The sequence below is a fragment of the Actinotignum sanguinis genome (assembly GCF_030230305.1).
Lineage (GTDB): Bacteria > Actinomycetota > Actinomycetes > Actinomycetales > Actinomycetaceae > Actinotignum > Actinotignum sanguinis.
Window position 1 is genome coordinate 1 of record NZ_JASPCQ010000002.1, and the last position, 24,557, is coordinate 24,557.

19 protein-coding genes, 1 pseudogene and 1 riboswitch are annotated in these 24,557 nt (G+C 61.8%); of the genes and pseudogenes, 3 read left to right on the top strand and 17 right to left on the bottom strand.

Going from position 1 to position 24,557, the window contains the following annotated elements; genetic code table 11:
• A partial coding sequence (locus QP828_RS01200; RefSeq protein WP_284891101.1) for a S8 family serine peptidase occupies positions 1-3,320 on the bottom strand: 3,320 nt, incomplete at its 3' end.
• A gap of 418 nt (positions 3,321-3,738) precedes the next feature.
• On the opposite strand from QP828_RS01200, the gene QP828_RS01205 reads away from it, so the two are divergent.
• Positions 3,739-4,092 carry an RNA polymerase-binding protein RbpA gene (locus QP828_RS01205; RefSeq protein ID WP_126134462.1) on the top strand — a complete coding sequence of 118 codons (354 nt, stop codon included), beginning with the start codon at positions 3,739-3,741 and terminating at the stop codon, positions 4,090-4,092.
• Positions 4,093-4,116: 24 nt separating this feature from the next.
• Here the strand turns inward: QP828_RS01205 and QP828_RS01210 are convergent, their stop codons facing one another.
• From QP828_RS01210 to QP828_RS01230, 5 genes are read right to left on the bottom strand one after another with little or no spacing between them, the layout of a single operon-like run.
• On the bottom strand, positions 4,117-4,887 hold the full coding sequence (locus tag QP828_RS01210) for a polyprenol monophosphomannose synthase (RefSeq protein WP_274733120.1): 771 nt from the start codon (positions 4,885-4,887) through the stop codon (positions 4,117-4,119).
• A gap of 2 nt (positions 4,888-4,889) precedes the next feature.
• Positions 4,890-6,482 (bottom strand): apolipoprotein N-acyltransferase, encoded by a 1,593-nt coding sequence (lnt, locus tag QP828_RS01215; protein WP_274733118.1) that lies wholly within the window; start codon positions 6,480-6,482, stop codon positions 4,890-4,892.
• The gene (locus tag QP828_RS01220; RefSeq protein WP_274755672.1) at positions 6,479-9,076 is read right to left on the bottom strand and encodes a DEAD/DEAH box helicase; all 2,598 of its coding nucleotides are present in this window, start codon (positions 9,074-9,076) and stop codon (positions 6,479-6,481) included. Before QP828_RS01220 ends, lnt begins: the two co-directional genes overlap by 4 nt.
• The gene (locus tag QP828_RS01225) at positions 9,073-10,188 is read right to left on the bottom strand and encodes a helix-turn-helix transcriptional regulator (RefSeq protein ID WP_284891103.1); all 1,116 of its coding nucleotides are present in this window, start codon (positions 10,186-10,188) and stop codon (positions 9,073-9,075) included. Before QP828_RS01225 ends, QP828_RS01220 begins: the two co-directional genes overlap by 4 nt.
• Positions 10,185-11,165, bottom strand: a complete 981-nt coding sequence (locus QP828_RS01230; RefSeq protein ID WP_274733111.1) for a helix-turn-helix transcriptional regulator — start codon at positions 11,163-11,165, stop codon at positions 10,185-10,187. The genes QP828_RS01225 and QP828_RS01230 overlap by 4 nt, the downstream gene beginning before the upstream one ends.
• Before the next feature lie 36 nt (positions 11,166-11,201).
• On the opposite strand from QP828_RS01230, the gene QP828_RS01235 reads away from it, so the two are divergent.
• Positions 11,202-12,317 carry a DUF3866 family protein gene (locus QP828_RS01235; RefSeq protein WP_274733110.1) on the top strand — a complete coding sequence of 372 codons (1,116 nt, stop codon included), beginning with the start codon at positions 11,202-11,204 and terminating at the stop codon, positions 12,315-12,317.
• A 45-nt stretch (positions 12,318-12,362) separates the two neighbouring features.
• On the opposite strand, the gene QP828_RS01240 is transcribed toward QP828_RS01235, so the two are convergent.
• From QP828_RS01240 to mihF, 11 genes and pseudogenes are all read right to left on the bottom strand, one after another.
• On the bottom strand, positions 12,363-13,403 hold the full coding sequence (locus QP828_RS01240; RefSeq protein WP_274733108.1) for an ABC transporter substrate-binding protein: 1,041 nt from the start codon (positions 13,401-13,403) through the stop codon (positions 12,363-12,365).
• Positions 13,404-13,492: 89 nt separating this feature from the next.
• Positions 13,493-14,296, bottom strand: coding sequence for an ABC transporter permease (locus QP828_RS01245; RefSeq protein ID WP_274733107.1), 804 nt, complete (start codon positions 14,294-14,296; stop codon positions 13,493-13,495).
• Positions 14,297-14,399: 103 nt separating this feature from the next.
• Positions 14,400-14,518: riboswitch (FMN riboswitch) on the bottom strand.
• Between the two features lie 40 nt (positions 14,519-14,558).
• Positions 14,559-15,233, bottom strand: coding sequence for a ribulose-phosphate 3-epimerase (rpe, locus tag QP828_RS01250; RefSeq protein ID WP_274733106.1), 675 nt, complete (start codon positions 15,231-15,233; stop codon positions 14,559-14,561).
• A 13-nt stretch (positions 15,234-15,246) separates the two neighbouring features.
• Positions 15,247-16,695 (bottom strand): RsmB/NOP family class I SAM-dependent RNA methyltransferase, encoded by a 1,449-nt coding sequence (locus QP828_RS01255; protein WP_274733105.1) that lies wholly within the window; start codon positions 16,693-16,695, stop codon positions 15,247-15,249.
• Positions 16,688-17,644, bottom strand: a complete 957-nt coding sequence (gene fmt / locus QP828_RS01260) for a methionyl-tRNA formyltransferase (protein ID WP_274736525.1) — start codon at positions 17,642-17,644, stop codon at positions 16,688-16,690. The genes QP828_RS01255 and fmt overlap by 8 nt, the downstream gene beginning before the upstream one ends.
• A 68-nt stretch (positions 17,645-17,712) precedes the next feature.
• Positions 17,713-19,887 (bottom strand): primosomal protein N' family DNA-binding protein, encoded by a 2,175-nt coding sequence (locus QP828_RS01265; protein WP_284891106.1) that lies wholly within the window; start codon positions 19,885-19,887, stop codon positions 17,713-17,715.
• A gap of 66 nt (positions 19,888-19,953) precedes the next feature.
• Positions 19,954-21,153: a methionine adenosyltransferase gene (metK, locus tag QP828_RS01270; protein ID WP_126134475.1), complete on the bottom strand. Its 1,200-nt coding sequence runs from the start codon at positions 21,151-21,153 to the stop codon at positions 19,954-19,956.
• 75 nt (positions 21,154-21,228) lie between these two features.
• The gene (coaBC, locus tag QP828_RS01275; protein ID WP_274733098.1) at positions 21,229-22,512 is read right to left on the bottom strand and encodes a bifunctional phosphopantothenoylcysteine decarboxylase/phosphopantothenate--cysteine ligase CoaBC; all 1,284 of its coding nucleotides are present in this window, start codon (positions 22,510-22,512) and stop codon (positions 21,229-21,231) included.
• Positions 22,512-22,760, bottom strand: a pseudogene (gene rpoZ / locus QP828_RS01280) (DNA-directed RNA polymerase subunit omega); the annotation flags it as partial. The gene coaBC and the pseudogene rpoZ, both read right to left, overlap by 1 nt.
• 66 nt (positions 22,761-22,826) lie before the next feature.
• Positions 22,827-23,396 carry a guanylate kinase gene (gmk, locus tag QP828_RS01285; RefSeq protein ID WP_274733096.1) on the bottom strand — a complete coding sequence of 190 codons (570 nt, stop codon included), beginning with the start codon at positions 23,394-23,396 and terminating at the stop codon, positions 22,827-22,829.
• A gap of 95 nt (positions 23,397-23,491) precedes the next feature.
• A complete protein-coding gene (gene mihF, locus QP828_RS01290) occupies positions 23,492-23,866 on the bottom strand; it encodes an integration host factor, actinobacterial type (protein WP_431732203.1) in 375 nt (124 codons plus the stop codon).
• A gap of 173 nt (positions 23,867-24,039) precedes the next feature.
• Here mihF and QP828_RS01295 point away from each other — a divergent pair, with 173 nt between their 5' ends.
• On the top strand, positions 24,040-24,417 hold the full coding sequence (locus tag QP828_RS01295; protein ID WP_087070820.1) for an RNA-binding S4 domain-containing protein: 378 nt from the start codon (positions 24,040-24,042) through the stop codon (positions 24,415-24,417).
• Positions 24,418-24,557 lie beyond the last annotated feature (140 nt).

Sequence of the window (24,557 nt, forward strand, 5' to 3'; positions counted from 1 at the left end):
ACGAGCGAGTTCTGGACATAGAAGGTGTTGCCGCGGCGCACCGCGAAAGTATCCTTCCCATCCCCGTCGAAATCACCCACGAGGACTTCATCGCCGGCACGCCCGTAAGAGAACACTGCCGAGGCAACGGTTGCCGTCCAAGTATTGGAGACGAAGAAAGTGTTGCCGTGCGAGGCCGGGGGAGTGGCCGGCTTGCTCGGCTCCTCGCTGGGTTCCGGCTCTGTGCTCGGGCTCGGCGCGGGCGCGGGAGTCGTAGGCGCGGGTGCCGGAGCGGTCGGCTCGACCGTGGGCTCCACCGACGGCGTCGGCGCGGGGGCCGGGGTCGTTGGCGTCGGGGCCGGAGTCGTTGGATCGATGCTCGGGCTCGGCGCGGGGGCCGGGATTGTCGGGGCGACGGTCGGCTCCGGCTTCTCGCTCGGGGTGGGCTCCGGTGTGGGAGTCGGCTGCGGCGTCGTGCATTCCTTGACGCAGAAGGGCGCTGTCACGAAGGTTTCTTCGCTGGCGCTGCGGGTAAATCCGGGAAGAGTGTCACCGGTCGGCTCAGTTGTTCCTGCACCGGTACCCTTCACGACCCGCAGCTCAAAGACATAGCGACCCGGGGCAGCCGCGGTGCGCGTCGTCGCCGAGGCGGATTCGAGGTAGGTACCGTCCCAGGCGAAGCGCCCCAGATCGGTACGCCCCACACCGTCCTCGCTATGCACCACGTTATTTTCCGAGACCGGGGCACCCTTTGAGCCATCCTCATTCGCGTGGAAGACACGAATCTCAAGCTTCTGCACCGGGGAATCGATATGGTATTCCACCACCGGAACCGCGCCGTTGGCGTAGTCCATGGCGTAGGCAAAGAGCTCAGAATTGGGGGCATTGGAGTACTGCGCACCCTTATCCAGGCACTCGCCCTTGTAGATGGTGGCCGGGTTGGGGCAAGCAATGAGCTTCGTTAGCGAGGGCGGATCGTAGGCGAGCAGATTCGCCAGATCCGGGCGCCTCTGAGCGATATCCGGCCGAATATCCTTGACCTTCCACGTGGTGTGGAGGAATTGCAAGGCGTTTTCGTAATCGCCCTTGAGACCCGCGAAGGGCACCTGGTAGGTGGAATTATCATCGCCGTGGGCCACCACATACCCGCCGTAGATCGTACCCTCGGGCACGTTCGTCGGATCGGTGACGGACACCTGTACCTGGGCGTCTGCCCCGGGCTGCACCGTTACCTGCGCGGGGCTAATCGCCACCTGCGCATCGGTCCCGTTGTAGCTGGTGAAACGATCATGCGGCCCGCTGGTGGCGCGCACGTGGGTATCCGCCGTGAAGGTGTAGGTGACAGGAGCTGCCGCGGCGTTGTGCACGGTGAGCGTCGTCGTTTCCTGCACGTCAGAATCGCCCAGGGAAATCTTGGCGGGCGTGAAAGCGGTGGGGCTCCCACCACCATTCGTACCCGGTTCCGTGACCGCGGTCAGGGCCGCGGGAAGGTTGACGAGGCCAGCACCCTGGCGGTGCGTGGCGAGCTTCGGGGAATCCGCGCTGCCGTCCACCGTCACCAGATCAGCGGTGTTCTGCAAAGCCGCGCGCACCTGCGCCGGCGTGAGCTTCGGGTTAGCTTGGAGGAGCAGAGCCACGCTCCCGGCCACGTGCGGGGCCGCCATCGAGGTACCTGAAATCGTCTTCCACGAGGGCGTCACCTCGTCATCGACCGGCCACGCAGAATAGATATTGCCACCCGGGGCGACCACATCGGGCTTGAGCTGGAGATCCGCGGCCAGGCCCCAGGAGGAAAAATCGGAAATCTTCCCGCCGGTGGGGGAGGCGGCCACTCGCTTCGCGTCCGTCCATTCGAGGCTGGCGTTTCCGGCAGCTACGGCCTCTTCGAAGCGCTCGCCCTGTTCTTGGGTGACCGCGATGACCGGAATGGTCACGGCCGGGCTTCCGGCGATGGTTGCGTTGAGGCTCCCGGGTTGGTTGTTGTAGATAATGACCGCGGCGGCGCCGTCGTCCTGCGCGGCGCGCGCCTTCTGGTAGAAGGTCGAGGTGCCGCGGGAGATAAGCACTGCTTTCCCGGTAAACGGTGTTCCGGGAAGATCAACAGCGCCGGTTTTTTGCCCTTCGGGATAGGCGACGACGTCGAGACTACCCGCCGTGGGTACCGCCGGCGATTCCGTGACATTATCAAATCCCTCGGGCGCGCCGTTGAACATAAATACCGGGCGCAGCACGTGGGTATTGTCCACGGAACCCACCGCGATAACCGAGGGGCCTACCGCCGGAGCACTACCGGAGAAAATACCTTTCGCACCGGAATTACCCTGCGAGGCCGTCACCACCACACCGGCGGCAACGAGGTTTTCCGAAGCCACCGCGGTGGGGTAGTTGGGCCAGGTGGCGAAAGCCGCGCCGATAGACATATTAACCACGTCCATCTTGTCGCGCTGGGCGCGTTCGAGAGCGGAAAGAATGACCTCGGAGCTGGTGGAACCCGTGCATCCGAATACGCGGTAAGCACCGATTACAGCATCGGGAGCCACGCCCTTGAACTTGCTTTCCGGGTCATTACCTGCGGCGATACCGGCAACGTGCGAGCCGTGCCCGCCGCCGGCCCCGCAATCATCGGGAAGAGTGTCCGGGTGGGGGACCGGCTGGAAATTCGGATCGCTGCGATCCGTATTGAAGGAGTCGCCCACGAAATCGTAACCGGTTACGATCTTCTCATTGGGGAAAGCGCGCTCGCCCTTGACGCCGTTCCCACCGAAAGCGGGGTGATCAATGGCCACGCCGGAATCGATAATTCCCACGCGCACGCCCTTGCCGGTGACACCGAATTCTTCATTGGCCACGCTCGCGCCGGTCATCTCCCGCGCGGAATACATATCGGGAGTTTCGCCCGGGCGGTTAATTTCCGCATTCGAGTCCACCTCGGCGGGACGTTCCACCGTGAGGACCGGGTAAACACCGATAACATTAGCGTCGTTGACGTAGCGCGCCAGTTCCACCGAATCGGCTTCGACGGTCACGCCATTCCAGACGTGCTGGTAGGAGGTGTCCACCTCGCCACCGTCATCTTCGACCGTCTGGGTGAATTCGCGCTGCTCGCCCGCGATGCGGGCGGAGGAACCACCGCGAATAAGAGGTTCGCTCTTAAGCTCAATAAACCATTTCCCGGTGAAATTTGGATCACTTTCCGCTGCGGCGACGGTGGCGCGGATGTCGAGGGGTGCGTGCCCATCCGATTCCGTGGCCGCCGCGGTTGCGGGAGCGAGGGCGCCGCCGATGAGTGCGGCACAGGCCCAAGTGACGCTAAATCGGCGCCAGCGTGGTTGCTCAGCCATACATATCCTTCCTGATAGCTGGCCGCCGGCCCGAACAGAGAGATATGCGCCCAGGTCAACGGCATGCCAGCAATTTTGCCGAATATCTTAAATAATCAAAACTGACAGTCCAGAGTGTGAACGACAGGCATGGGCGAAGAAGGGGCAAGATCAAAGTACGGCGAAAAAGTACGGGGAAGGGGCTTGCTACCAGGACCCGGACCAGCGGCCCGCCGCTCGCGCTCCCCACGAACTCGTTTTGACATAATGTACATTATCGGCAAGTAGTGCCGGGGGGCCAGATTCCCGTCCAGCCCCTCTTTAACGCATGACCGCACCGTTTTCCAGAGCGCAACCGCAGGTGTACGCGGCGTCGTCGTTAATATGGAAACAGCGAAACAATATGCGGGCTTGCCGGCCCGCGAGGAAGGATAGCACTATGGCTGAACGTTCCTTGCGCGGAATGCGCATCGGAGCCAATTCACTCGAGACCGATGACAACGTGGTATTCGTGGATCGCCAGCAGGTGAAATACCGCTGCACGAACGGCCACGAATTCGGGGTTGCCATGGCGGTGGACGCCGAGGTACCTACCGCGTGGACGTGCCGCTGCGGCGTGGAAGCCGAACTTATCGAAGGTGAAGGCGTGGACGACCGCAAGCCGCCCAAGCCGGTGCGCACCCACTGGGATATGCTCATGGAACGCCGTAACGAAGATGAGCTCAAGGTGCTGCTGGAGGAACGTCTCGAGCTACTGCGTGAAGGTAAGCTGCGCTTGCGGCGGAACCGCTAATCGCCACCGTCAATCACGCGGCGCTCAATGCCGCGGCCGGCGCAGGTGGGCGGCAGCTCGTTTCGCGGCATCGCGTAGCTGCCTCCCCCGCCGCGTGACGCCCATCACCGTGGTGCGCTTCAGTGATTCGGTGAATACCGAACCGGAGAGCTTCGACTCCCCCGCCTCGCGCTCTGAAAAAGTGATGGGCATTTCAACGATATGACCGCCGCTGCGCGCCACATGGTCGGTCATATCCGTCTGGAAGAAGTAGCCGCGTGCTTCCACGGAATCCAGGTTGAGCTTCTCCAGCATATCTGTGCGGTACACGCGGTAGCCGGCGGTGGCATCACGTACCGGCAGCCCGAGCATCCCTTGAATATAAAGGTTCCCCAGGCGCGAGAGCGCTTCGCGCGGCTTGGACCAACCATCAATTTTCCCGCCCCGCACGTAGCGCGAACCGATAACCAGATCCGGCCGATCAGACATCGCGGCGCGCTCAAGCAGCAGCGGCAACTGTTCAGGATGGTGGGAACCATCCGCGTCCATCTCCACCACATGACTGTATCCGTGCTCAAGTGCCCAGCCGAAAGCCGCGATATAGGCACGCCCGAGACCATCTTTTTCGCTGCGGTGCAGCACGTGAATCTGCTCATCACGCCCGGAAAGTTCCTCGGCGATATCCCCGGTACCGTCCGGAGAATTATCGTCAACAACCAGGATATCCGCGGCGGGTACCGCCCGGCGGGCCCGCTCGATAATACGCGGAAGATTCTCCGCCTCGTTGTACGTGGGAATCGTGATGAGAACGTGCACGACTAACCTTTCTTCCAGCGCAGCCTTGCGTACCACACCCATGCTATACCGCCGACCGCTGCCGCCGCACCGAGAACCCCGTCCCGGTAGTACGGATAGAAACGCGCTGCCGGAGTGAGGCCTTCGTGGAGGGCCACCGTGGTGGTATGCACTGCTTGCGTCCACGCTTCGGTGCGTTCACGTACCGCGCCATTTGTTTCGACGACGCCGGAAACTCCCACGGTGGAAACCTGGAGCGCAATACGCTGGTATTCCACCGCCCGGAAACGGACCATATCGAATTGTTGGGCAGATTCGGCGCTATCCCCAAAAGAGGCGTTATTGGTGGCGACCACGTAGAGCTGGGCACCCTGGCGGATCGCCTCGGAGCCCACATCTCCGAGCGCCACTTCGAAACAAATCGGGGTGGCTAGGCGCACGGTGGTGCTTTTCGCGGCCGGGCTACCGTTTTTGCGACCGGCACCGCTCTCCCCCATCGGGATGTCAAGAACCGCAGGTTTCGTACCGGCCCGCATATCAACGGAGACCAGATCAACCGCGGAGCTAAACTTTCGGAAGAAATCTCGATAGGGCATATATTCCCCGAAGGGAACCGGGTGCTGCTTACTGTATACAGCGTTTACCTCTCCCCCGGTCTCGTTGGGAAGATAAACAACAAGATCATTGGTTCGGCTCATCGCCTGTCCCGAAGCATCACGCTCGTAAGATTGGGTCCCCAAGAGCAGCGGAACACCCAGGTAGTTCGAGGTCTCGCTCACGAGAGCCCGAGCGCGGGGATGCTCGCGAATATCGTGATCGGAGGCGGATTCCGGCCATACCACCAGGTCTACCTCCTCCGGGCTGATTTCCCGGGTTGCTTGGCTGAGATTCTCGGTGACGGTCAGGGCCTGATCACGCCCGTCCGGAAGGCTACCCGCCCGCGGCACGATCCCCTGCACATAGCCCAGGCGTAGCGTACCGGTGGGAGGGGTGGCGGGAAGAGGAAGTGCCCAGGGAAGAGCGAAGAGCAGCGCGGCGCTGAGCGCCAGAGCGGCCCCCACAAAAAGCCGACCGCTGCGCACTCGAATGAAGGCCAGGCTGAGGGCTGCCCCGCATATCACGACGGCGGCGGAGACCAGCATGGTGGAACCCCAGGGTGCCAGGCGCACTAGCGGGCTATCTACCTGGGAAAAGGCGAGGGTTCCCCAGGCGATACCGCCGAAAGGCCACAGGGAGCGAGCCAGTTCGGCGCCCGTCCACACCAGGGCTACCGCGGGGAGGAATAGCAGCGGGCAACGAGTCCAACGCGCCTGGCTCATGGCGCTCCAGGTTGCCACCACCACTCCGGTAAACAGTGCTTGCGACAGAGCGAGAGCGAGTTGGGGTATGAGATCCCCGGAGGCTTCTCCGGCCCAGGAAAAATGCAAGGAGAAAAATATGCATCCGGTAAGAACTCCGTAGGCGAAACCAGCGCTCGGGCGACAGGAGGCCGCAACGAGGAGAAGTAGCGCAATACTCACCGGCGCGAGGATGCCGTAGCTCAGGGGCGGGAAGGAGGCAAAGAGCCCAAGACCTGCCAGAACCACGCCGCACAGCCGCAAGAGAACACCGCTCACATAAGCTCCGATCGCCGCATGAGGTCACGGGCCTGACGTGCGATATCGCTCAGCCAGGTACCCTCAGTGGCCACCGTGACCTGCCCGAGGACATCGATAATGCGGCGGGCCGCGGAAATGAAATCCCCGGCGGTCATCCGGGCTGATTCTAGGCACGCCTCCAAGCCCACTCCCCTAGCCCAGGCCGCGAAAACATCCGCGCAGCCCGGGCTCAGATCCGGGGTGCGCGTAATCCCATGCTGATATTCCAGGGATTGCAGGTACTGCACCTCGGCGCGGGCGACCCGCGCCGCATCAAAGAGCCGAGTATCGCGAGGTAGGGCAGTCCCCAAGCGATCATCGGCCAAAAACATGGACACCCATCCGGCCAGGGCCGATCCGTCCAGTCCGCCCTCCGGCAGCTGCGCTAAGCACTGGTACATGAGCAGATCAGCCTCTGTATGCAGTTCGCGCAATTGTGCGGCTCCCGGGCCCATGCGGATGGAGTCATCGTCGCCCTGGAGCACCCCGACCTCGCGTAATACCGCGGCGGTGGCATCAAATTCCCGCCCGGCCGAATCGGTGAAAGCCGCGATACGCTGATCGAGTTCCTCGATGCGGTGGTGGAGCGACATCCATGTTTGGGCCTCATCGAGATGGGTATACAGGTGCGGGCAGGAAGAAACCGGATGCGCGGCTACTTTGGGCTCGCGCGGGGTGGCGAAACGTGCCCAGGATGCCAGCAGGTCCCGGTCGATTCCCAGATCTGCGCGTCCCCCCACCAGATCGAGAATGTCGTCGGCGATGTGCTCTCGCACCTCCGCCTTTTTGGTAGACATTCCGAAAGGTACCGTGACCGGGCCGATCTCACGCATTTCCGAGGCGAGAGAATCCTCATCAAGCCACGCCAGGTTCCCGAACCAATCGATAATGCGCACTCGCTCCGGGGTGGCGGAGAGCACCAGTGCGTAGGACAGCTCGGTACCTCTCGCGTAAGCGTACACATAGCCCTGGCGCACCGCCGCGAAACTATTCGCAATACGCTCCCGGTAGCGCCGTTTCGCGGCTTTGCGTTCGGCTTTCGCGGCCCGCCCGGCATTCCCGCGCAGCCGTAGGTAGTCAAGCAGATCCCCGCGTGAGCAGCGCAGGCGGCTTTCCTCGGTCTCCACCCGGCGTTGAATCCGGGCGCGCCGCGCCGCCAGTCCCCCCAGCTCCGCATTGCGTTGGAATTGCGCGAAAGAACGCCCCATAAGATCCCGGGCCGCCGCGTAGCTCATCCGAGCCAGCAGATTCGTTACCGTGTTATAGGACGGCTGGAAAGCCGATATCAAGGGCTCTACCCGCCCCGAAGCCAGATCGGCCAGATGCTCCGGATCGGTATCCGCATCGGCTACTACCACTCCGTAGCCCACGTTATCGCGCCCGCGCCGCCCGGCACGCCCGATGAGCTGGGTGTATTCGGTAGCGCTCAGGTCCACAAAACCGTGCCCGTCCCAGCGCTGGAGTTCCTCGAGGACCACGGTGCGCACCGGCATATCGATGCCGAGGGCCAGAGTACCGGTCGCGTAGACGATACTGAGGAGCCCGCGTTCCATGAGACGTTCAGTCAGCTCTTTGATAGCGGGGAAAACCCCGGCGTGGTGAGCTCCGTATCCGCGTTCCAGCGCCGCGGCGGCCCGCTCAAAATGCACGGCGCGCCGATCCGATTCCGTGAGTGTTTCGCGCAGCGCCGCGACCTCCTTAGCGATCTCGGCGCGCTGCTCGCGGGTGGTGAGGACCTCATTATGGCGCAGTAGTGCCTCAACCGCTTTATCGCAGCCTTTGCGGGAAAAAATGAATTCAATCGCCGGGAGCATACGCCGCTCGCCGAGTTTGTCGATGATGGCACGGCGCTCGCGATCCGAGACGCGTTTCTTGCGTTCCGCACTGCGCCGGCCCAGCGCGTTGACCAGCGCCGGATCAGGATCCAAAGTACCCGCACGGTAGAGCGGGAAGAGCTTGCGGCCCACATTGACGTATTGCGCGAGCGGAACGGGGCGTTTTGTCGATACGACGACGTCCGTTGCCCCGCGCACCGACCGCATCCACGCTGCGAGTTCCTCGGTATTGGCCACCGTGGCCGATAGCGCAGCCAAACGCACATGATCAGGGAGCGACAAAATTGTTTCTTCCCATACCGGCCCGCGGTCAGGATCCGCCAAAAAATGCACTTCGTCCAGAACTGCGTAGCCGACGTCACGGATATCAGGGGATTCGTGCAGCAGCATATTACGCAACACTTCGGTGGTCACCACCAAAATCTGCGCCTCGCGATTAATGCTCTGGTCGCCGGTGAGCAGACCCACCTGCTCCGCACCGATCTGCCGGGACAGTTCGGCGTACTTTTGATTGGAGAGCGCTTTAATCGGCGCGGTATAGATACATTTTTTCGACGACGCTAAAGCTAGATACACCGCGTAATGGGCCACCACTGTTTTCCCCGAACCGGTGGGAGCACAGACCAGCACATCATGGCCGCGCCCGAGAGCCGCGCAGGCTTCCAGCTGGAAATCATCGAGGTGGATACCGCGGCTAGCGTAGCTTTCCCGATAATCCTCGAGTAGCAGATCGGTCATCGCTCCCCTTCCGGTGCACTTTCATCGCTCACGCACGCAGCGGCGTCGTCGCCCTTCTGGGCGCGCAAGCGCGCGCAATACCGCCCTACCGCGCGCGCAACCGCCGGCGGTTCCAATGCGATCACGTCGTCAATTTGCACGAGGAGGGAAACGAGCCAGGAAAGTGAGCGCGCCCGAACCTCAATGGTGAGCAGTTCCGCGCCGCCCGGCGCTGCCGCGGTGCCATATTCCTCATCCGCTTCGCGCACCCGCGCGCCGGGGAGGGTTTCGGCCACCCAGCGTGAGGCTCCGGTCACGGTGATCCGTACCTGCGTGCCGCGCGGTTCCCAGGTATCCTCCCCGCGGGTGCGCTGCACTTTCTCGCTTTTCTCTACCTCGGCGAGGGCTTTGCGAGCTGCCGCGCGTTCCGATCGGTTGAGCTTCGCCCCGGGACGGGCCGCCGTTATCCGGTCCAGGCGGAAATGCCGCAGGCCCTGCGCGGTGAGGGCGCGTAGTAGCGGAGCGTCACCGGCCAGGATAACGAGGGGAATAACGTGTTCGTGCCCGGCCTTCGCATGCGCAAACGGCTCGGCCACGGCGCGTTCGTAGTTGAAGTCAAGGTAGCAGCCGCCTTGGAGTGCTGCGTGCACGGCCTCCATAGTGGCGGCATCCGCCGCCGGGCGGGTTGGTGGCCAGAGGGCACCTTCGTATCCGGCTTCGCGCACCGCCTCCCCCAGTGCGTTGCGCGTGGCGGTGAGGGTTGTGGCAGCCGGGCCGGGAGCGGTCACATCCCGGGCGGCATCGAGCAGCGCAGCTACCACCATCGCATCGTCCAACGTGAAAGGAATAACCGGATCATCTGTCATGGACCGCAGGTAGACGCGACTCTCCGGCCCGCCCGCGGTATCCGATTCCGCCACGCGCCCCGCGGAAGCGGCACGTTCAGGGAGCTCTAATTCGAAGGGGATATCGAAATCGGCGGTTTCCGCGAGGTTAGCATCCCAAAGATAGTCGAGGGTGCGCTTCCAGGAGGGGAACTGGAAATGGGCGGTCAGCTCAGCCAAACTCGCGCCCTCGGGGCGTTCATGCAGGTAGAGCAGCATCCCGAGAGTGGTAACAATATCGGTACTCATCGAGTTCCCCCCTCCCCCGGCCCGGCAGCTTCGCCCAGGTTAATGAGATTCTCTACACGGCGGTCCCATTCCTCACGCAGCTCACCGGGCGCAGCGAGGCGCACATCCACCCCGTAAAAAGCAAGATATTCGAAAATGCGATTAAGGCCCACGGTGGAGAATCGGTAGGCCGACCATCCCGCTGGAGCCGGCGCCTGCGCGCGGCTGAGTTTTTCCCCGCGGGCGGTAAGCGCCGCAGCGGCACCGTCGCGAATATGAAGAATAATATCGACATCGAAGTGGTCACCGCCTACTTCCCCCCGCGGGAACTCACATGGCTCACCTACGCTGAGAGTTCCGGCGATCACACGACCGAGGCGGAAAGTTCGCTCATCCCACGGGCCGAACGCCTCGCCGCGCCCCGCCCGCGAACGCGCCAGCCCGGAAACATAGAACATTCCGTAGTGTTCGGAGAAGTTCCACGGCTCGACTTCATAATGTTTGACCAGCCCAGGGCCGCGGCGGTAATCGAAGCGGACCCGGCGCCGGTACTGGAGGGCACGCGCCACCACCCGCGCGGCCGCGCCACCCGGAATCCTAACCCGCAGGTGGGTGGGGACTGCGGCGTCGCCGTTTTCCGGCGGCGCTATCGCGAGCAGTTTCGCCACCCCCAGGCGTGCCGATTCACCTTGGGGATCGCCCGCCTCGATACTAGCGCGCAGAGCGTGGAGCACACCGGCTCCAATTCCGGTCACCCGCGCGAGGACCGGAGCGGTCGAATCATAAGAATAACGCCAGCGATCATCGAAAATAACGGGATACCCGGCTTCCCGCAGCTCATCAATATCGCGTTGGAAGGTGCGCAGATCGATTCCGGCTTCGGCGTAGGCCGGGATTCGCTCCATGAGTTCCGCCGCGGTAAGGAAACTACCGCGGCGAATCGTGTGGAGGAGCGCGAGCTGACGTTCGCGGCGCCGGCGTGTCTCTTTCTGCTTCACGATCCCAGCCTAGCCGACGGTAGAGTTAAAGCCGTGATGATGTGGCGGAGAGGGAGAATTCTTTCCCTGGGCAAAACATGGCGTGGGGCGCGCGAAGCCGAAGTGGAGCTTGAGGATGGCACCCGCGGGCGAGCGCTGGCCTATCCTGAACTCGTCGGCGAGCCGGAGGTCGGTGATACCGTGCTGCTTCAGGCAAGTGCCGCCGCGCGCGGGCTGGGCACCGGCGGTTATTTCTTTGTGTGCGCGATTCCCGAGCGCTTGCCCGCAGACTCCTCCACGCCCGGCCATATTGTCAAGGCCCGCTACACCCCGCTCCAATACCTCACCCTGGGTGTTGATGAACAAAATTCTCCCCACCACGAGCTGCTGCGCGAGGCTGATTCCATCGCCGGGATGCCGGTGGTGGCAGCAGATTTGCATTCGGCGCTTCCCGCGATTGTTGCCGGGGTGCACGCGCGGGTGCCGAACGCACGTATCGCGTATGTGATGGACGACGGCGGAGCTCTGCCCGCCTGGTTCTCACGCACCGCTGCGCAATTGGAAGATCTCGGCCTTATCCTGGGCACAATTTCGTGCGGGCAGGCCTTCGGGGGGAAGCTCGAAGCTGTCACGATGTATACGGCCTTACTGGCGGCGCGCCTGGTTTGGCACGCGGATGTAGCCGTGGTGGCGCAGGGGCCGGGGAATTTGGGAACGGATACCCGGTGGGGATTTTCCGGAACACGGGTCGGTGAGCATCTCAACGCCGCCGCTACCCTGGGAGGAATCCCGATTGCGGCCTTGCGGATGTCGAGCGCGGATAGGCGGGAGCGCCACCTGGGACTTTCCCATCACAGCGTGACGGCACTCACGCGGGTGGCGCGCTGCCAGGTGAGCTGCCCGGTTCCGGTGCTCGGCGAGGATGCGCTCTCCCGAGCGGTACCAGCTGACGTGGCCGCGCGTCTGGGCGGGCAGCTGGAGGAACTTTTCCGAGCACCCCACTTGGAACGTGTGGATATAGAGGCGAGTGCGGTAGCGAGCGCCCTCGCAGACTTCCCGGTACGGCTGTCCACGATGGGGCGCTCGCTCACCGCCGATCCCCTCAATTTCTTAGCGGCCGGCGCGGCCGGCTACACGGCCGGGGAGCTGGTGGCGTGGGCTCAGCAGAGTTGAGCTGCGTGCCCGGTAGGCCGGTGGCACGCAGCTGCGTCGTCGTTCTTAATGCGCGGAGTTACCGGTCAGATCAACGAAAGCATCAGCCGCGGCAACCGGTTCGCGTAACAGTTTCTCAGACATAAACGTGGCCATCGCTTCCCAGCGCCGCGTGTCCTGCACCCCGAGCGGGGTACGCCCCGCATACAGCTCAATGGTATTCGCGAGGACTTTTTCGGCAGCGGTGGCGTTATCCGCTTCGCGCAAAGCCGGAACATGCTTTGCGGTGATCTCCACGGTTTCCTTCGGGTTGCTGCGCGCGAAGTTCACGGCGCGGTCGAGCGCTCCGAGCATGCGGGTGAAATCGTCACGATGGGCATCGACAGTGGGGCGCAGCGAACCGAGTCCCACCCCGACGAGCGGCAGTCCGCCCGGGAGCATCTCAATGGTGCGCACCGGCACCCCCTGGCGTTCCACGCTGGGAACATCGGAGTTGCGGAAACCGATAATTGCGTCCACCTCCCCACTGGCCAGGGCGGCGGCCTGGGTGTAGCCGATGTAATTCACGCTGATATCTGATTCAGTCCAGTTATGTGCGGCCATGAGCGCCTGGAGCGCATAATAGTTTTCCCCGTACGGACCGGGCAGCCCAATGCGGCGTCCAGCCAGGTCAGCTGCATTTTGAATCGGGGAATCGGCCGGCACGATGAGGGTGACGGGATAATCCTGGTACATCGTTGCCCAATTGACGACGTCGATACCGTTGGAGCGACCCTCCATCATTTCGTCACCGCCGGCAAAAACCACATCTTCGCTCCCGCTGGAGAGCGCGCCGAGGAGGGATTCTTGGGCGCCGTGGTGACGCAGCGTGATATCAAGCCCAGCTTCGCGGAAATAGCCCTGGTCTTCAGCCACGTAGAAAGGCGCGAATTGGATATCCGGAACGTAGGTGAGACCGACGGTGAGGGCGGCGGTGGCGCTCGCGGTAGGTTGCTGCACGCCGGCGGAGGGGGAGCTGCTTTCACCGGCTTTGTTCCCGGAGCCGCCTCCCGCACATCCGGCGAGCCCGAGGGCAGCGGTTGCGAGTGTGGCAATGAGTCGTTTCATGGGTGTCCTTTCTTGTGTTGCGCTTCTGTGCGCGAGTTTCCTGCTGGGGTGCGAGCTGTGGCTGTGATGACCTCGGTAACGCACCGCAGTTAACGCACCGCAGCGGTGACGTGTTTTTCGACGGTAAAGATGAGGAGGTAGATACTGATGGCGGCGGCAGCCATAACAACGATGACGGCGAACATTCCGGTGATATCTCCGGTGGGTTGGGCGCGGGAGAGTTCGGTGCCCAGGCCCGCTCCCCCGATGATCATTTCTCCAACGACGGCGCCGGTGATGGACAGGGTGAATCCGGTGCGTAGGCCAGCCAGGATGGAAGGCGCAGCCAGAGGCACGATGATGGGGAAAAGGAGGGTGAGGCGAGCTGCGCCGTCGAGCCGAGCGGCGGCGATAACATCGCGGTCAATGGCATGCACGCCCACCGAGGTGGAAACGATAATCGGGAAGATAACCATGATGGTGCACAGCACTACGATGGAGGGCATCCCGTAGCCAATCCAGACGACGAGGAGGGGCGCGAGGGCGACGGCGGGGACTGCTTGCGAAGCCGCGAGGAAGGGCTGGAGTGCGCTATTGAGCAGACGCCAGCGCGCTAGAGCGATGCCGAGGGGAACTCCGAGGAGGGCAGCCCAGGCACACCCGGTGAGGGCCGCGGCGAGGGTGTTTCCTAGCGCGGTGAGGAGGTAGGGAGGGTGAGCGCCAAGTCCGAGGAGTGCGGTCGCTAGGCGGTGCCCGACCGCGCGAGGTGCGGGGAGGAGGTGGTCGGGTATCAGCTGGGCGCTAGTGACTGCCGCCCAGAGGAGAAAAACCGCGAGGAGAGAGAGGGCGGCGGGTACCCACGCGGTGCGAGGAGAGCGCGGGCGCGGGTGAGAGTTACGGCGCACGGTGTTCACGTTCCAGTTCCTGACCTTCCCGATGGCCGGGAACTTTGAAGCCGGGAGACGCTGACGCCACGGCGCGCCAAAATTGCGTAGCCGAAGCAGGGCTTGGAGCCCCTCGATGCGCCTCCCATCCGGACTATTACCGTCGGTTGGGGAATTCCACCCCATCGGCCACGTGCGTGGTTCGCGGACTGTTACCGCCGGTTCAGACTTTCACTGACCCCGGTGCATCGTGTTCCATATTAGCTCGTCGCGTGCGGGCGTGCACCCGTTGTTAATGCGCCGCGTGCTGGCACGCACCTGTGGCTAATTCGCGGAGCTTCTCTACTTCAGCGTAGGCATCTTCCGCGCGGAAAACGGCTGAACCCGCCACGAAGTTATTAGCTCCAGCAGTGGCCGCTTGTTCGATGGTCGCGCGGGAGATACCGCCGTCCACTTGAATCCACACGTCCAGGCCGGCTGCTTCGATCGCGCGGCGGGTGCGGGTAACTTTCGGCATCATCGATTCGATGAAACTTTGCCCGCCGAATCCAGGTTCCACGGTCATAATGAGGACCATGTCGAATTCGTTGAGAATGTCGATGTACGGCTCGATGGGCGTTGCCGGTTTGATGGCGAGTCCGGCGCGGGCGCCCCGCGCGCGTAGTTCGCGGGCGAGACGTAGCGGGGCTTGGCAGGCTTCGGCGTGGAAAGTGACGGAGGCAGCTCCTGCTTCCGCGTAGGCGGGCGCCCAGCGATCGGGGTTCTCGATCATGAGGTGGGCATCGAGCGGGACCGCGGTTGCCTGTGCCGCCGCTTCGAAAATAGGCAGACCGAGGGCAAGGTTAGGAACAAAGTGATTGTCCATAATATCCACGTGCACGAAATCAGCATTGGAGATTTTCTCCAGTTCATCAGCTAGATGCCCAAAATCGCAGTTGAGGATAGAGGGGGAAATCTTCACGTCCATGATGGTGATCCTTTCAGGAGCGCCGTGATGCTGGCGCGAATTCGGATGCGGATGCGGATTTGAGGATGCGTGCCATATACATGGCGTCCGTGTGATGGATATCAGGCCACAGTTGCACGGTCATTCCACGAGAGGCAACCGGGCGCAGGGCTCGCCGGTTCGCGGTGACGGTGACGTCGCCAAGTTCCGCGCCCGCGGTGCGTTCCAGGAACGCGGCGATGACATCGCGGGTTTCCGCGAGCACCGGGGAACAGGTGGTGTAGAGCAATAGCCCGCCCGGACGCAAGGCACGGTAGGCGGAGTCGAGGAGCTCGCCTTGGAGTTGCGTCAGTGCAGCCAGGTCGCTTTCTTTTTTGCGCCACCGAGCTTCGGGACGACGGCGCAGTGCCCCCAAGCCAGAACATGGGGCATCCACGAGGATCCGATCATAGCTATCGGGTTCCTGAGCGCCAATATCCCGCCCATCGCCTTCGCGCAGGGCGACGGTATCCGCCCAGGGGGCAATATTTTCTTCAACGAGATCAAGGCGGTGAGCCTGGGGTTCATTTGCGAACACCCGAACACCGCGCCGTGCCGCAGTAGCAGCGATAGTTGCGGTTTTCCCTCCCGGGCCGGCGCACATATCCAACCAGGATTTATCCTTCCCGGATATGGAGGCCTCCGTGACAATGGCGGAAATGAGCTGCGAGCCCTCATCCTGGACACCGGCGACCCCGTCCCGTACGGGCCAGAGCCGGTGCGGGTCACCGGAGGCTAGGAGCACCGCGCTGGGTACCAGGTAGGGATCTTCCCACGTCATTTTGGCGCGCTCAATCCTGGCTTTGAGGTGTTCGGGTGAGATATTGCGACAGGCTAAAGCTACTTTCGCGGGCGTGTTATTCGCTTCGAGAACGGCTTCCACCTCGGTGGAACGCCCGGCTGCCGCGAGCGAAGATTCCAGCTGCCGCACGATCCAGCGCGGATGCGAATGCCACACCGCCAGGAACTCTTCCCTAGATGCCGTGCTATTTTCAATGATCCCACGCCAGGCATTCCGACGCTCAGACACCCTCCGCAACACGGCGTTGACGAAACCGGCGATTCCCTGACCTAGTTCATTGCGAGCTAGCGCAACTGTTTCATTAATCGCCGCGTGGGGTGGTGTTTTCAGCTCAATGAGCTGGTAGCAGCCTAGACGGAGTAGATCGAGGGCACGCGGATCGATATCCGCGAGGGTACGGCCTTGGGAACAGCGGGCGATCATGGCATCCCACCGGCCTTGCAGTCGCAAGGTTCCGTAGGCCAGATTGGTGGCGAAGGCCGCGTCGCTTCGATTGAGACGCGCCCGGCTCACCATGCCCGGAAGGATGAGATTAGCGTAAGCATCTTCAGTATTAACAGCCCGTAATGCATCATAGGCAACGAGACGGGCGTAGTTCGATGACTGGCGGCGCGGCACCCAGCCGGCAGGACGCTCATTCATGGTGGCCTTCCTTCACTTCGGCATCGAAACGGGTGTGCTCGGCAAGGCGGGCACCGTTAAGCCAGGCGGCGGCATCCATATGAGCCTTGCCGGGCGGGGCGACCCGGCGCAATTGCACGGTTCCTTCCCCGCAGCCGATAACACCACCCGGGCCGATTTCGCCCGGTGCCAAGTTTAGGTGTGCTGTAGGCGCTTCAGGCACAACCACGTGCACTGATTCGATTTTAAAGCGCTGGCCGTTGAGGGTGGTCCAGGCCCCGGGGGCCGGGTTGGCAGCGCGAACCCGATCCACAATACGCTGGGCGGGCCACTCCCAATTCACTCGCGCCCAGGAAGAATCGAATTGGGGTGCGAGGGTAACTTCCCCAGTTTGGGGTTGTGCGTGGGCGTTACCGGCAGCGATGGCATGCAGAGTATCGCTCAATTGGCGCGCCCCGGATTGTGCCAGGCGGGCCAGCAGTTCTCCAGCGGTTTCTTCCGCCCCGATCCGGGTGGCTTCACTCGCGAAAACGGGGCCGGTATCCAGGCCTTGTTCAATTTGAAAGACGCTGGTTCCGGTGGTGGTATCCCCCGCGGCAATCGCGTAATTGACCGGCGCGGCCCCCCGCCAGCGCGGCAGGAGGGAGAAATGCAGGTTGAGCCAACCGTGGCGCGGCACTGTGAGGAGCGCGGGCGGAATAATGAGCCCGTAGGCGACTACCGCTACAGCTTCGGGGGCGAGCTGGGCGATCTGGTCCTGAGCGGTGCTGTCCTTTAAGGTACGGGGGGTGAGCACGGGAAGGTTCAGTTCTGTTGCCACGCGGTGTACCGGCGAGGGAGTCAACACGCGTTTGCGCCCTTGGGCGGCTGGAGCGCGGGTAAGCACCCCAGCGATATCGAAACCTTCATCATGCAGGAGTTTTAAGGCGGGAACCGCGGTCTCCGGTGTGCCTGCGAATAGTATTCTCACGTATCAATCCTACCTAGTTCTTTTCTCAGCCTAGTCGAGTATGGATAGTTATCTCTGACCCTGAGTGCTTATAGGGGTGGGTTAACCTGTAAACGCAATGAGCCACCCAGCCGCTGGGCAGAGTAGGCACCGTAAGTTTTCCGCGTCTGACGGGTGAGGGTCATACCCCGCGAGAGTTCCGCCCGTGCATAGACGGTGATTTCTCCCGGGCGTGCCCCCGGCACCGGGCCGAGCAGCACGATCCCGGACGCTAGCTCAAAGGCTCCGCCGGCCAGCAGGTCTGCTTCTGTTTCTTTCTCATTCTCCGGCGGCCATTTCTTGGAACCGGCCTCACGTGAAAACTGGGTAAAGAGATGGGACTCTTCCTCTCTTACGCCGCGATAGAGGGCCGCGCGCAACATGGCCAGGTACGTTCGCACATCCCCGCTGGCTCCGGAGATAGCCACCCAGGAAGCAGTGGGAGGCAACTTCAATTCGGCCCGCTGTTCGAGTAATTCAGCGGCATATTCACCCAGCTCCCATTGCGCTAGCCGATTGAGAAGTGCAGGAGGTGCTCCCCCGGCCACCAGCATATGGCCGCCTTCTCCGGCTGAACGGACCCGGGCCGCAACCCGCGCGAGCACCCGAATAAAACGTGTTTCAGCACCGAGCCCTTCTCCGAGGAGGTAGCGTGCATCCAATACCAATGCAGCGGCGAATCCGCCTTCAGCCTCCGGTTCCGCACCCGGTGTTGCCACCACGATGCGTGGGCGCGGGGAGACTCGCCCAATAATTCCCTCCGGAGAGTGTGATCCGGAAAGAATAATGCCAACACCGGGAAAAGCCCGCCCGATTTCCTCCGCGGTACGTGCAGAACCGATTCGAACAGCGCGCAGCTTCCCGTTGTGGCAGTGCGGACATCGCCAGGGCTGCACTCGCACTCCGCATCGCTGACAGCGCAGTGGTTCACGTGAGGTACGCTGAGCCAGGTTACCTCCGCAGATTGTGCACAGCGCACGCTCCCCGCAGTAGGTACAGCACAGCACCGGAATATACCCGCTCCGCGGCACGAGGATAAGAACCGGCCCATTTTCCAGGGCGCGCCGCAGAATAGGGAATGCAGGTTGAGGTAAGCGCAAGTGATCGGCTTCTCCCCCGGGCCACTGGTGGGGACCTGAAATATGCGGAAGCGCGGCGCGGCGAGCGGCCGCGGTGCCGTCCAATAGGCTGATGCGGTGTTCGGAAAGCAGCTGGGCACATTCTTCACTCACGTAAGGGGAGAAAGCTAGAAACGCAGCCTCTTCACGCCGAACACGCTCCAGTAGTACGTCACGTGTTGCCAGATACGGTGCGCGAATATCACGCAAGGTTGAGGCGGCATCATCCATGATGACTGCCAGCCCAAGATCTGTGAGCGGCGCCCAGGCCGCTCCGCGGGTACCTACCACAATGCGTGATTGCCCCGATAGCACCGCCAAAAAAGCACGGTAGCGTTTTTCGTGTGCTTCTTCGGACACCATGAGAGTGGGGGTTTCCCCTACGCGGGATGCAAGGGTATCCTGCAGTGCTCTGGCGGCCCGGGTAGTGGGAACAACCAGGAGGACGCTGCGCCCGGCGTGCCGCACTGCCTGCACGGCCCGAATCAAAACTTCTACTCCCCCGGCGGGCCCGGGGAGGGCAGCCATGCAGGCCCGCACGGCTTTCCCTTCCCCTAGCGCCGCAAGGAATTCTGGTCCACCCCGATAGGCTTCCCAGGGGCCCGGTTCAGGAGCCGCGTGCGAGCTTGCCAAGGGGATGGTTTCTTGGGTAGTGGCCAAGAATTCCTTAGCGGCCCGCGCATGCCGTTCCGGGATAGCGGTCCGCAATATATCAGCTACTGTTCCGGCATACTTATCGGCAAGAGTACGGGCAACCGCATACACCGACGCAGTGAGCACCGGGTATTCCGAGACCACCCGATACAGGGGGCGCAGCCGCCCGCTGCCTTCCGTAACACTATCCCGAGCAACGATAAATCCGCCTACCCGCTGCGCACCGAGATCTACCACGACCCGGGTTCCCACCCGGGCACTATCCGCGAATTTTTCGGGGACAAGGTAGTCAAATACCCGGTCCATATGAGGCTGGGAGTGGAGCACCTGAACATGCGCAACGGGATTAGGTACCTTGGAGCGCACGCGGGTGCGTGCCGGGCGCGCCTCAAGAAAGGCGCCTTGCTCCCCCACGAGGGGGAGGGCATCGAAATCAAAGAGTGTGCTCTCCATGCAACCTAGGATATCCCGGCCCTACGACAGAAAAATCCGGCGTCAAACTTCGGGCTCTAGATAGCTCTAGATAGCGCGGAGGAGTTCTTCAACCCGGTCTGTTTTCTCCCAGGTGAATTCGGGGAGTTCCCGCCCGAAGTGACCGTAGGAAGCCGTCTTCGCGAAAATTGGACGCTTGAGTTCCAAAGCGTCAATAATCGCCGCGGGGCGGAAATCGAAAACCTTCTGAACAGCGTTTTCGATACGCCCCAGTTCTTCTGTTTCCGTCCCGAAGGTATCCAGGCGCACGGATACCGGATGGGCACGCCCAATAGCGTAAGCCAGCTGGAGTTCGCACCGGGAAGCAAGCCCGGCCGCAACCACATTCTTGGCCGCCCAGCGCGCCGCGTAGGCCGCGCTGCGATCTACCTTGGACGCGTCTTTTCCAGAGAAAGCCCCGCCGCCGTGGCGTGCCATCCCGCCGTAGGTGTCCACGATGATTTTCCGGCCGGTCACCCCGGCGTCGCCCATCGGTCCTCCCACCACGAAACGCCCCGAGGGATTAACGAGAAGCGAGAATTTATCGGTATCGATGGCGATATTTTCTTCTTCGAGAACGGGCGCAACCACGTGGTCACGCAGCGTTTCCGTTAACCACTCGCGTTGCACATTTTCGTCGTGCTGGCTGGAGATCACCACGGTATTGAGGGCCACGGGCCGCGCACCTTCATAGTCAATAGTGACCTGAGTTTTACCATCGGGGCGCAGTCCGGGAACGACACCTTCACGGCGAACCAGGGCGAGGCGTTCTGCGAAGCGGTGGGCAAGCAGGATGGGAGCGGGCATAAGTGTTTTAGTCTCATTGCAGGCATAACCGAACATGAGCCCCTGATCCCCGGCCCCCTGCTGGTCGAAATGATCGTATTCGACTTCGCTGCTTTCCCGCCGTTCCAGCGAGGTATTAACACCGGCGGCAATATCCGGACTTTGTTCATCGATGGAGATGGTTACGCCGCAGGAGTTTCCATCAAAGCCGACTTGCGAGGAGTTGTAACCGATCCCGGTCACAACAGTGCGGATAATATGAGCGATATCCGCGTAGGCATCCGTGGTCACTTCACCGGCCACGTGCACCAGCCCGGTCGTCACCATCGTTTCCACGGCAACGCGAGAATTCTCATCCGACGCGAGCAGAGCGTCAAGAATGGAGTCGGAAATAAGGTCACACACCTTGTCGGGGTGTCCTTCCGTGACCGATTCGGACGTGAACGGTTGCCGGTAATGCATCGTATCCCCTCGCTTAATTAAAACTACTTAGTCACTATTAGTCATCAGCGGCTGCCAGGTAAGGCAAACCTTATTCTATACGCGCTCGGTGGTGAAATGATCGGCTATAAGGCCCGCAATAATACCAGCCATCTGAGCTTTGCTGCCCGCGCCGCTCGCAATGATCTCACCTGCGGGGGTAACCACGGTGATCTCAGTGGGTACCTCGCCAAATCCTGTTTTCTCCCCTACGCGATTGATCACAAGTAAATCAGCGCCTTTGCGCCGCGCTTTTTCGCGTCCGTAATCCAAGACGCTTCCATTCGCGTCGCCGGTTTCCGCGGCGAAACCCACGATGAGCTGCCCCGACCGGCGGCGCCGGTGGGAAATATCAGCCAAAATATCCGGATTTTCTACCAGTTCGACGACGCGTTTGCCGCTACCGTCTTTTTTCTGTTTGCTTGCGGCGGGTTCGGCCGGGCGAAAATCAGCAACCGCTGCGCTCATAACTACGCCGTCTACATTCTTCACTCGGGCAAGAACTGCTTGGTGAAGATCGCGCGCCGAACTGACCGGAACAATCTCAGCCCCCGGAGCAAGTGCGGTGATATCGCGGGCTACATGAGCCGCCAGCACCGTTACCCGCGCGCCGCGCTCGAGCAAAGCACGAGCAATTTCCAGTCCAAAACGCCCCGAAGAACGGTTGCCGATAAAACGCACCGGATCGAGGGCTTCGTGGGTGCCTCCCGCTGTGACAAGGATAGTCCGACCGCGCAGCGTACTCTGTTCCGCACTGTGCTGCTCCGCCCGTGCATCCGGGTGTTCGCCGGTGAGGATCTCCCAGGATTGCGCGAAGATATCTTCCGGTTCCGGCAGCCGGCCCGGCCCGGAATCCGCCCCGGTGAGTTGCCCGCTAGCGGGTGGAATAATATGAACCCCGCGGGCCTGCAGCACCGCAATATTTTCTTGAGTAGCCGGATGCTCCCACATTTGGGTGTGCATCGCCGGTGCCATCACCACCGGGCACTGGGCCACCAACAGGGTATTGAGAAGAAGGTTATCGGCTATTCCCACACGCGCCTTCGCGATAGTATTCGCAGTTGCCGGCGCGACCACAACCAAGTCGGCTTCTTTTCCAAGGCGAACGTGCGCGACTTCATCAGCGTGTTCACTGGTTCGCACAAGAACGGGATGATGCGTCAAGGCTTCCCACGTGGTGGCCCCGACCATCTCCAGGGCAGCCGGGGTAGGGATAACGTGCACATCCGCACCGGCTTTCACGAAGAGCCGGACGAGGTAGGCCGCCTTATAGGCGGCGATACCTCCGGTTACGCCGATAACGACGCGCGGCGCGTGTTCTACTTTTCGTCCAGCTGCCATTCGAGCTTGTCCTCGGCGATTTCACGCAGCGCGATGGACAGGGGCTTTTCTTCCGGTTCCGCCGAGACAAGCGCACCGTAATGCTCGATATTGCCGTCACCACGCGCCATTTCCTGCTTGTAGGAGTTGATTTGACGCGCACGATCCGCTGAAAGCACGCACAGTGCGTACTTCGAATCAATCTTTGCGAGAAGATCGTCAATGGGCGGGTTGGTAATACCTTCGGGTTCCGGAACAGTTCCGAACATGTAGTTCCCTTCTGGATAAACGCGGTACCGCACATGGGCACCACCGTGAAGCTTCGGCCTTTTATTCTAACGCTTCGGGGCGATGAGGTCGAGAATTTCGCCGGTGGCACGTGCCACGGTGTCATTAACGACGACGGCGTCAAACTCCGCCTGGGCGGCTAATTCACCTCGCGCGGTCTCCAGGCGCCGTTCGATGGCCTCTTCTGTTTCAGTACCGCGCCCGCGCAACCGCGCTTCAAGTTCTTGGAACGACGGCGGGGCTAGAAAGATCTGGAAAGCTTCGGGCAGTGACTGGCGAACCTGGCGCGCCCCTGCCAGATCGATTTCAAGAAGCGGAATTTTTCCCGCTGCGTATGCTTCTAGCACGGGCTGGCGCGGGGTTCCGTAACGGTGTTTCCCGTGCACTATGGCCCACTCGAGCATCTCCCCGCTTTCGACGAGGTGATCGAAATGCTCATCATCCACGAAGAAGTAGGATTCCCCTTCCCGCTCCCCTGGGCGAGGTGCGCGCGTAGTGGCAGAAATGGACAGCCATATGCGCGGCTCCTGCGCGAGCAACTGCGCAACCACGGTTCCCTTTCCCACCCCGGAGGGGCCGGCAAGCACGCAAATACGACGATGATCCTGAGGTGTCATGACATTTATTGTGCCACAGCCCTACGACAGGATTTTCGATCCCGAAAATCCTCGCCGTGCCTCGCGAACAATTGGTGCTTACCTCAGGCGGGCCTTTAACCGAAAAGTGCGATAAGGGCCGCGGTCTGATGCACACCCAGTCCGCGTACGCGCCGGGAGGGAGCGATTCCGATATCAGCCATTGCCCGCGCGGCCTTGGCTTCACCGATACCGGGAAGTGCCCGCAGTAGCACGCTGGCACGGGTGCGTGCGATTACCGGGTCATCGCGCTGCGCCAAAACCTCCGAAAGGTGCAGCTGTCCGGATTTCAGTTGCTGCAAAAGTTCCGCGCGGCGCCGCCGTGTTTCGGCGGCCTTATCCAAAGCGGCGAGACGCTGCTCCGGAGTAAGTGGTGGTACCTCCACAGTGTCCCCTTTCTTGCGCATCAGATATGCCCTGGTGCTCATAACAATTCCGTCAACATCAGTCATAACGACGCTGACGCTACGAAACTTCTCTGTCTTGTTAGTAGCGTAGAGCGAAAAAGCCGTAAATAATATAAGGAGCCGCGCCCTTGTTTTTTTATAAAACCATCGCGGCAGGTCAGCGCCGCGGCTTGTGACGAAGTTCGCGACGGGTAGCGGCATCCGAGTAGGCTAGACCTATGGAAACAACTCGGATTGACGTCTGGCTATGGAGCGTGCGGCAGTGCAAAACTCGTTCCTTGGCTACGTCCGAATGCAAGGCGGGCCACGTGCGCATCAATGATGAACCGGTCAAGCCCGCCGCGAAGGTCCGTGTTGGTGATGTGGTGCGCTACCGGGTAGAAGGTTTTGATCGAATCCTCAAAGTTACCGGGATTATTACCAAACGGACGAGTGCGCCACTAGCTCGGGAAAATTATGAGGATCTCACCCCCGTGCGGGAGAAAGTTTATCTACCGGTCATGCGGCGTGATCCTGGCAGCGGCCGCCCCACGAAGAAAGAACGGCGCGAACTCGACCGCCTTTTCGGCCGCAATTCCAATTACGGCCGGCGATAAGACTCCGGAAACTCGGGCTTTTCCGGGAACTCGGGAATTTTCGGGGGCGCGGGGATTCATCACTTTCGCTTAGCAGCACAAGCTGCCTACCAAGCACAAAAATGGCGGGTTTCCGTGAATTGATTTCACGGAAACCCGCC